Raw genomic sequence first — 9077 nt, 5'->3', positions numbered from 1 at the left:
GATTTATTAACATCTCTGTTAGTAGTATTACATATCATAATTAATAAACACGGAGATATAGACAAACCTATTTTTGTCAAATCGAGCGGAGTCGAGATGCAATACTGGTTCTCGACTCCGCTTGAACTGACTGTTAGATTTATTAACATCTCTGTTAGTAGTATTACATATCATAATTAATAAACACGGAGATATAGACAAACCTATTTTTGTCATATCGAGCGGAGTCGAGATGCAATACTGGTTCTCGACTCGGCTCGAACTGACGATGCAATTTATTAACAGCTGTTAGTGGTGGTGCATACTATAATCACTAAATGCGAAGATTTAGACGAAGCTGTTTTTGTCAAATCGAACGGAGTCGAGACACAATAATGGTTCTCGTCTCCGCGCGAACTGACAATGAGATTTATTAACAACTGTTAGTGGTATTACATATCATAATTAATAAATGCGGAGATATAGACGAACCTGTTTTTGTCAAATCGAGCGGAGTCGAGATACAATACTGGTTCTCGACTCCGCTCGAACTGACAATTACCGTTGCTGTTAATTCCTGTACTAAATGGTTGCGATATAAATCTTCAAATTAGTGTGATTGCTTCGTTCCTCGCAATTATTTCTCGTAAAACAATAAACGTCATCGCTTAGCCCCGATTGAAGTGGAAATCCTTTTTATTTTTTCTTTAAAAATAAAAAGATTGCAACGGAAAGCGGGACGTATTTTCTTGAAACCACTATAATTTTTGCTCCTTAAACTAAAAAAAACACTAAAAGGGAATAATAGATAACTGTGCGGGAAAAGCGACCTAACTTCAAGGCTTGATTTCGTCGCACCTTTGTACCATCAAACTGAAACAACAGGAATTATGAAAACAATACAAACAATTATAAGAAGCTTTAAAACTGTTTTAGGGCAGAAAACTAAAAAACACACACCGCTATTAATTGCAGTAAATCAGGAAAGCTTTTGCCAAAACTTGGGCATTACTGATTACTACTGTAACGAAAGCAACTTATTCATATAATTATTATTTCAAACTAAAAAAATAAAAAAACATGTCAACATTTAACGTACCAACAAGAGAAGAAGTATCTACAAATAATCAAGTCATTTTTGATAATCTAGAAAAAGGGTTAGGATTTGTACCTAATTTATACGCATATTTCGCCAAAAGCGATACGGCTTTAGGAGATTACTTAGCTTTTCAAAATAGAAAAAGCAGCCTAAAAGCAAAAGAAAGAGAAGTGGTTAACTTAATCACAAGCCAAATAAATGGTTGTAACTATTGCCAGTCGGCACATACTATTCTTGGAAAAATGAATGGTTTTACAGACGACCAAGTGATTGAATTACGTACGGGATCGGCGGCTTTTGACACGAAACTAGATGCTTTAGTGAAATTTACAGCATCAATGGTTGAGAACAAAGGAAAAGCAACTCCTGAGTCTAAAACTGCCTTTTTTAACGCTGGTTATACTGAGGTAAATATGATTGATGTGGTAATTGTTGTGGGTGATAAAATTGTGAGCAACTACATTCATAACCTAGCTGATTTTGCAATTGATTTTCCTCTTGCTCCAGCACTGTAATTTTTAATCCATTAATTAAAACCAATACCATTTTGTCCCATCGAACGCAGTCAAGATGTACTCGTAGTTCTCGACTCCGCTCGAACTGACAATTGGAATTTTAGAAATCGTATTGGTATAAAACATAAAAAACAATTAAGATGATACAACATTTAGGTAAAACCAACTTTGATTCTACCATTAACAATAATGACGTGGTTCTAGTAGACTTTTTTGCTGACTGGTGTGGACCTTGTAAAGCCTTGCATCCTGCACTTGAAGAATTAGCCAATGACTTTGACGGTAGAGCGGTGATTTCGAAAATCAATGTGGACACAAATCCAGAGCTTGCCGCACAATTTAAAGTGAGAAGCATTCCTGCTATTTTCTACTTTAAAAACGGAGAAATTGTAGGCACTCAAAACGGCGTACAAAGCAAGTCGATTATGACCAGCCATTTAACTAACATTATAAAAAGCTAAGACCATGGGAAAGAAAATAAACATTAAAAACCTTCCCACAGGATACCAATCTTTGATTACAAACGGCAGACACAGTATTGTGGGTGACGAGCCTAAAACTAGCGCAGGAACTGATTTGGGGTTTTCGCCCGAGGATTTAATCTTATCTAGTATTGCAATGTGCAAAGTAGCTACAGTAAGATACATTGCTAGAAAAAACAAATGGGAGATAGGTGAAGTAGATGGCGAATTTGAGTTGAACGTGAAACGTGGAGATGGAGGGATACTAACATCTAATGTGACAGCCAAAATTAAAATTGAAGGCAACCTAACTGCTGAGCAAAAAACAGAATTGCTAAAACAAGCCGACGCCTGCTACGTACACCGCATGATTGAAGGCGAGTGGAATATTGAAAACGCGGTAGAACTTACTGAAGAAGCAGAAAAGGTTTTGGTTCAATAACAACTTTATATACCACAACAAAATTTGACCTAAAGGGTTTGGCTATCATAAGCTAAACCCTTTGTTGTACAGGAACAAATCGCAGAATGTTTTCTAAAAACGGTCTTATTTTAGTACTTTTGAGATGCTTTAAAAAACAAACCATTGTTAGTCATGAAAAAATTCTTTAAAATAAGTGCTTCCATAGTTATAGTTCTTACCATTGTTTTAGCCGTTTATTTATATTTTACTAGCGAACCGCTGCCAAAAGGAGAAACGGGACATAAAGCCGAAATACTGACAAATAAAATACAAGAAGCGATCAATCAAAAAGCGTGGGATACAACCGCTGCCGTTTCCTTTTCTTTTATGGGAAACCACCATTATCTTTGGGATAAAAAAAACAATTTAGTTCAAGTAAAATGGGGAGACAAAAAAGTAATCTACAACAATAAAACTTTGGAAGGTATTGCATATGACAGTGATAAAATCCTTGTCGATGATGCTAAAAATGATGCGATCGCAACTGCTAATAAGTACTTTAATAACGATTCCTTTTGGTTTATTGCACCTTTTAAATTGCGAGATTCGGGAACCACACGATCTATTGTAACACAAGACAATAAAGAAGCCTTAATGGTTACTTATTTCTCTGGTGGAGATACTCCGGGAGATTCTTATTTATGGTTACTAGACGACAAATTTGTCCCTACAGCTTGGAAAATGTGGGTAAGTATTATTCCTGTGGGCGGCGTAGAGACTAGTTGGGAAGATTGGACAGAATTTCCTAATGGAGTTAAAATTGCTACTACGCACAAAGCCTTATTAGATTTGAAAATAGAAAATGTAAACATAGGGCAATCAATCGAAGAGATCAATAACGGCGTTAATCCGTTTAGTGGTTTAATGGAAAACCAATATTAGTTACGTTTTAAATGAATGGAATTACATTCCTAATGACAAAACTATTGATTAAGCATAGTTTCTTCGTTATATTGATTAGAAAACTCATTGTTATCTGCAAATAGTTCAACTATAGCATTTTTAGTCTCTATCCAATTAACTTGAGCTAAACTTAGATTTAATCTATAAGAAGTTACTAATTTCACCAGAACTTCCTTTTGAACTGTATTCATAAAAACAGTATCCGCAATAAAAAGTCGATTGTATTCTATAAAAAAGGCAACAATAAATAACTCGATATTACTCGCTTGCTTCGAATAGATAATTAAATCATTAGTACAAGTAGAGTAAACTAAATGAATACTTTTCTTGATTATTTGCTTTGTATATTGAATTGCTGTCATAACGATGTTATTTGATTTAACAAATATACTCAGCATGAGACCTTTGGCTTTTATAGGATTTTTAGATAGTGTTATGAGATTTGAGGAAAATGCTTTTGAGAAGACTACAACTCTCATTATTGAGTTCATTTAATCAGCAGTATTTAATATATATTGAAATTTCTAGCCCGGATTGAAGTGGAAATCCTTTTTATTTTTTCTTTAAAAATAAAAAGATTGAAACGCAAAGCAGGATTAGCTCCAAAAAAAAACAGCTACCAAAATTGATAGCTGTTTTATTCATTAATTAATCATTCTTTTTGACTCGAATTTTAAAACTACTTCCGTCTGTTTTACAAATTCTTCTCCCATTTCTTGTTGTGATACATTTTCTAAAAATATAGTAGAAATCATCATTTTTCAAATCTTCCATTCTTATTTAATTGTTAATAACTACTTCAACACCTTATAGCGTAAGAGTTATAAATTAATAATGTCAACATTGACATTATAGATGAATATTTAACTTGGAAAAACAATACAATTTTGTTACTTTTGAAGTATTAAAAAAGTAGGTGAGGCAACCTCATTATTTTTATATAACTTAAATAAAAAAGCTTCCGACGGCGTTATTATTAAGTTTACCAAGTTAGGGATGTCATAGATGTCCCTTTTTTTGTGCGCATTATTTTTTTTATTTACCTCAGCAATTGATTTAAAAGTGATTATTCTTATAAAAGGCCTCAATTAAGAAGCCTTTATAAATGTATTTCTATTTAAGACCCACACATTTCACATTCGTCAGGACCCGCATTTTTTGCTAATTCGATCATGGCTTTGTACTCATCTGCAGACATTTCTACTCCTACTGGTTCGTTTAAAGTAGCTATTGACTCTAACCTTGCAGGCGCTTGCACTTGTGCTTGCTCTTTCACCTCAATTGGTGCTGCTGCTTTATCATTGTTCAATGTAAACTTAATCGCATCTACCGCAGCTTTTGTTCTTAAGTAATACATTCCTGTTTTTAATCCTGATTGCCATGCGTAAAAGTGCATTGACGTTAGTTTAGAATAGTTCGCATTTTGCATAAACAAGTTCAGTGATTGTGATTGATCTACAAAATACCCACGCTGACGTGACATATCTATAATATCTTTCATAGACATTTCCCAAACCGTTTTGTACAACTCTTTTAAGTCTTGCGGAATATTTAGATCTTGTACTGATCCGTTATTACGCATCAATTCTTGTTTCAAAGTTTCGTTCCACAATCCTAACTCTACTAGGTCGTTCAATAAATGCTTGTTTACCACGATAAACTCTCCTGAAAGTACACGACGTGTATAAATATTCGATGTATACGGCTCAAATGCTTCATTATTACCAAGAATTTGAGAAGTCGATGCTGTAGGCATAGGCGCTACTAATAAAGAGTTACGAACACCGTGTTCCATTACCTCTTTACGCAACGACGCCCAGTCCCAACGTCCTGACAATTCTTCGTCTTTCATTCCCCACATATTGTACTGGAACTCTCCTTTTGACATTGGTGAACCCTCAAAAGTAGAATAGGGTCCTTCTTCTTTAGCCATCTCCATAGAAGCGGTTACAGCAGCAAAGTATAAGGTTTCAAAAATTTCTTGGTTTAGTTTTTTAGCCTCATCACTTGTAAAAGGCAAACGCAACATGATAAAAGCATCTGCTAATCCTTGCACCCCTAAACCTACAGGTCTATGACGCTTGTTAGAGTTCTCAGCCTCTTTTACAGGATAATAATTTCTATCAATTACTTTGTTCAAGTTTTTTGTAACGCGTTTTGTAACTGTATAAAAAGTATCGTGATCAAACTTTCCGTTTTCAACAAACATTGGTAACGAAAGTGACGCCAAGTTACAAACCGCAACCTCATCAGGAGAAGTGTACTCCATGATCTCAGTACACAAGTTTGATGAACGAATAGTTCCTAAGTTCTTTTGGTTTGATTTACGGTTAGCCGCATCTTTATACAACATGTATGGCGTTCCAGTCTCGATTTGAGATTCTAGAATTTTCTCCCACAATTCATGTGCTTTGATTGTTTTTCTACCTTTTCCTGCTTTCTCGTAGCTTTCATATAATGCTTCAAATTCGTCTCCATACACATCATACAATCCAGGACATTCGTTAGGACACATCAACGTCCAGTTCCCGTCTTCTTGCACGCGCTTCATGAATAAATCTGAGGTCCACATGGCAAAGAATAAATCTCTTGCACGCATTTCTTCTTTTCCTGTATTCTTTTTCAAGTCTAAGAAATCAAAGATATCGGCATGCCAAGTTTCAATATAAATAGCAAAACTACCTTTACGTTTTCCACCACCTTGATCTACGTAACGTGCTGTATCGTTAAAAACACGTAACATAGGAACGATTCCATTAGAGGTTCCGTTTGTTCCACGAATGTAAGAACCTGTCGCACGTACATTGTGAATCGCTAATCCAATTCCACCTGCTGATTGCGAAATCTTTGCCGTTTGTTTCAACGTGTCATAAATTCCGTCAATACTATCGTCTTGCATTGATAAAAGGAAGCAAGAAGACATTTGAGGTTTAGGCGTACCCGCATTAAACAATGTAGGTGTTGCATGTGTAAAGAACTTTTTAGACATTAAGTCATAGGTTTCTAGGACTGAATCTAGGTCGTCAAGGTGAATCCCTACCGATACACGCATTAACATATGTTGAGGTCTTTCAACAATTTTACCGTTTATCTTTAATAGATAAGAACGTTCTAATGTTTTGAAACCGAAATAATCGTAATTAAAATCTCTATTATAAATGATATGCGAGTCTAAAAACTCTGCATTATCTTGAATTACTTTGTAAACATCATCAGCCACTAATGGCGAATATTGTCCGTTTCTTGGGTTTACATAGTTAAACATTTCAGTCATCGTCTCTGAGAACGATTTTGTTGTATTCGAATGCAAATTTGAAATAGCGATTCTTGCTGCCAATTGTGCATAATCAGGATGCGCAATAGTCATAGACGCTGCTGTTTCGGCTGCTAAATTATCTAATTCTGACGTAGAAACCCCATCATAAAGCCCCTCAATTACTCGCATTGCTACCTTTACAGCATCTACTAAATCATTCAAACCATAGCATAGTTTTTTAATCCTATCTGTGATTTTGTCGAACATTACAGGTTCTTTGCGGCCATCTCTTTTAACTACGTACATACTTTTTTTTTGTTTTTAAAACAGAAAATCCCTTCGCTGTTTTTCTTTATTTGTATTATTTTTTTTTGGAGCTGTTTCCAGCTATCCGTTGCAATCTTTTTGCAGGATATACATTCGCTAGCGCTTATGCCTATCCTGTAAAAAGGATTTTCACTGCTATCTGGGCTAAAAACCCAACAGGTGAATAAAAATATCCTGATTAAAAATCAGCGTCAAATGAAATTTTCTGTGCTTCACCATCCGTGTTCATCACACCTGATTTTTGGTATTCAGCTACTTTTTTCTCAAAGAAGTTTGTTTTACCTTGAAGCGAAATCATATCCATGAAATCAAACGGGTTAGAGGTATTGTATTCTCTATCGCATCCTAATTCTACTAATAATCTATCTGCAACAAATTCTAAATATTGCGTCATTAACGAAGCATTCATTCCTATTAAACTAACAGGAAGCGACTCCGTAATGAATTCTCTTTCGATATTCAAAGCATCTACGATAATACTTCTAATTCTCTCTTTTGGCACTTTATTAACCAAATGGTGATTATGTAAATGCACAGCAAAGTCACAGTGAACCCCTTCGTCACGAGAAATTAACTCATTAGAAAATGTTAAACCTGGCATTAACCCACGTTTTTTCAACCAATAAATCGAACAAAATGCTCCCGAGAAGAAAATCCCTTCTACTGCTGCAAAAGCGATCAAACGCTCAGCAAAGGAATCAGATTCGATCCATTTAAGAGCCCAGTCTGCTTTTTTCTTAATAGCAGGAAAAACTTCTAATGCGTTAAACAATTCATCTTTTTCAGTCTCATCCTTAACGTAAGTATCGATAAGTAGCGAGTAGGTTTCGCTATGAATGTTTTCCATCATGATCTGAAAACCATAAAAGAATTTAGCTTCAGCGTACTGTACTTCATTTACAAAGTTCTCTGCTAGATTCTCATTTACGATTCCGTCTGAGGCAGCAAAAAAAGCTAGAATATGTTTAATGAAATATTTCTCCTCATCATTTAACTTATTGTTCCAATCATTTAAATCTTGTGAAAGGTCAATTTCTTCGGCAGTCCAAAAACTAGCCTCCATTTTCTTATACCATTCCCAAATGTCATGATGCTTGATTGGAAAAATAACAAAACGGTTCTTATTCTCTTGTAAAATTGGTTCTATTTGCGACATTGCGTTGTTGTTTTAAATATGAAGTTTTAACAAAATATTAGCTATTCTGTCAGTTACAAAGATTGTAAAATATTGCCGGAATTGAAAGCCAAACTTATCCACAATATGCGCTAGTTTTTAACAAAGGTTAAAAAACAACACATTTACAACCTAAAACACAAAAACTTAACAATCAACGTTTTAAAACAACTAAAAAGACGGCAAGTGCCGTAAAATATAGGAAATATTATTTAGGAAACAAGTAAAAAATACTTATTTTTTCTTTTATTTTTTTAACTCTTCGGCAACTTTTTCTAACTCTAAATACCAGTCTTGACCAAATCTTCTGATCAGGGCTTCTTTGACGAATTTGTACACAGGAACCTCAAGTTCTTGACCTAGAGAGCAGGCTGCATCGCAAATGTCCCATTTGTCATAATTAACGGCTGCAAACTCTGTATAATCTTTTACACGAATAGGATAAAGATGACAAGAAACAGGTTTTTTCCAGTCAATTATTCCTTGATTGTAGGCTTGTTCAATTCCGCAAAGCGCGGTTTTCCCGTCAAATATAACATACGCGCAATCTTTATTATCAATCAATGGTGTTTCTAAATCACCATCTGTTCCGTTAGTCCAAGTCCCTTGCGCTTCAATTGCAGCTATACCTTCTTTGCGTAAAAAAGGTTTAACTTTAGGATATATGTCCTCTAAAATTTTAGTTTCCTCTAAAGTTAAAGGCGCTCCTGCATCACCATCTACACAACACGCACCATGGCACGCAGATAAATTACACACAAAATCCTTACTTAAAATATCTTCTGAAACGATTGTTTTTCCTAACTGAAACATGCTATTACGGTACTAAATTATTATTGTGCAAAGATAGCTAAACAAAGCCACAACTTTGAAACAAAAAATGGAATCGCAATTACTATT

Annotated in this window: 9 protein-coding genes; 5 read left to right on the top strand and 4 right to left on the bottom strand. The window is 34.9% G+C overall.

The features are described 5' to 3' along the window. The 5 genes from H8R22_RS15580 to H8R22_RS04190 form a co-directional block, all read left to right on the top strand. The coding region (locus H8R22_RS15580) for a hypothetical protein (RefSeq protein WP_222616882.1) at window positions 1-180 on the top strand (180 nt) is incomplete at its 5' end. 879 nt (window positions 181-1059) lie between these two features. Next, on the top strand, window positions 1060-1593 hold the full coding sequence (locus H8R22_RS04205) for a carboxymuconolactone decarboxylase family protein (RefSeq protein ID WP_187008783.1): 534 nt from the start codon (window positions 1060-1062) through the stop codon (window positions 1591-1593). A 140-nt stretch (window positions 1594-1733) separates the two neighbouring features. After that, window positions 1734-2054, top strand: a complete 321-nt coding sequence (gene trxA, locus H8R22_RS04200; protein WP_187008784.1) for a thioredoxin — start codon at window positions 1734-1736, stop codon at window positions 2052-2054. A 4-nt stretch (window positions 2055-2058) separates the two neighbouring features. Next, window positions 2059-2496: an OsmC family protein gene (locus tag H8R22_RS04195; protein ID WP_187008785.1), complete on the top strand. Its 438-nt coding sequence runs from the start codon at window positions 2059-2061 to the stop codon at window positions 2494-2496. A gap of 153 nt (window positions 2497-2649) precedes the next feature. Then, window positions 2650-3399, top strand: coding sequence for a hypothetical protein (locus H8R22_RS04190; protein ID WP_187008786.1), 750 nt, complete (start codon window positions 2650-2652; stop codon window positions 3397-3399). A 41-nt stretch (window positions 3400-3440) separates the two neighbouring features. On the opposite strand, the gene H8R22_RS04185 is transcribed toward H8R22_RS04190, so the two are convergent. The 4 genes from H8R22_RS04185 to H8R22_RS04170 form a co-directional block, all read right to left on the bottom strand. Beyond that, window positions 3441-3782 carry a hypothetical protein gene (locus H8R22_RS04185; protein WP_187008787.1) on the bottom strand — a complete coding sequence of 114 codons (342 nt, stop codon included), beginning with the start codon at window positions 3780-3782 and terminating at the stop codon, window positions 3441-3443. Window positions 3783-4537: 755 nt separating this feature from the next. Beyond that, complete coding sequence (locus H8R22_RS04180) at window positions 4538-6982, bottom strand: ribonucleoside-diphosphate reductase subunit alpha (protein ID WP_187008788.1); 2445 nt, start codon at window positions 6980-6982, stop codon at window positions 4538-4540. A gap of 199 nt (window positions 6983-7181) precedes the next feature. Further along, on the bottom strand, window positions 7182-8159 hold the full coding sequence (locus H8R22_RS04175; RefSeq protein WP_187008789.1) for a ribonucleotide-diphosphate reductase subunit beta: 978 nt from the start codon (window positions 8157-8159) through the stop codon (window positions 7182-7184). A 264-nt stretch (window positions 8160-8423) separates the two neighbouring features. Then, complete coding sequence (locus tag H8R22_RS04170; RefSeq protein ID WP_187008790.1) at window positions 8424-8990, bottom strand: DUF3109 family protein; 567 nt, start codon at window positions 8988-8990, stop codon at window positions 8424-8426. Between the last annotated feature and the right edge of the window lie 87 nt (window positions 8991-9077).

It is taken from the genome of Flavobacterium kayseriense (assembly GCF_014305095.1).
Lineage (GTDB): Bacteria > Bacteroidota > Bacteroidia > Flavobacteriales > Flavobacteriaceae > Flavobacterium > Flavobacterium kayseriense.
The sequence above is the reverse complement of the archived record's forward strand: the minus strand, read 5'-3'. Positions and strand labels throughout refer to the sequence as shown.

Bases quoted from the DNA above. Each gene is read 5' to 3' on its own strand.
- H8R22_RS04205 (WP_187008783.1), top strand. From the start codon at position 1,060: ATGTCAACATTTAACGTACCAACAAGAGAAGAAGTATCTACAAATAAT.
- trxA (WP_187008784.1), top strand. From the start codon at position 1,734: ATGATACAACATTTAGGTAAAACCAACTTTGATTCTACCATTAACAAT.
- H8R22_RS04195 (WP_187008785.1), top strand. From the start codon at position 2,059: ATGGGAAAGAAAATAAACATTAAAAACCTTCCCACAGGATACCAATCT.
- H8R22_RS04190 (WP_187008786.1), top strand. From the start codon at position 2,650: ATGAAAAAATTCTTTAAAATAAGTGCTTCCATAGTTATAGTTCTTACC.
- H8R22_RS04185 (WP_187008787.1), bottom strand. From the start codon at position 3,782: ATGACAGCAATTCAATATACAAAGCAAATAATCAAGAAAAGTATTCAT.
- H8R22_RS04180 (WP_187008788.1), bottom strand. From the start codon at position 6,982: ATGTACGTAGTTAAAAGAGATGGCCGCAAAGAACCTGTAATGTTCGAC.
- H8R22_RS04175 (WP_187008789.1), bottom strand. From the start codon at position 8,159: ATGTCGCAAATAGAACCAATTTTACAAGAGAATAAGAACCGTTTTGTT.
- H8R22_RS04170 (WP_187008790.1), bottom strand. From the start codon at position 8,990: ATGTTTCAGTTAGGAAAAACAATCGTTTCAGAAGATATTTTAAGTAAG.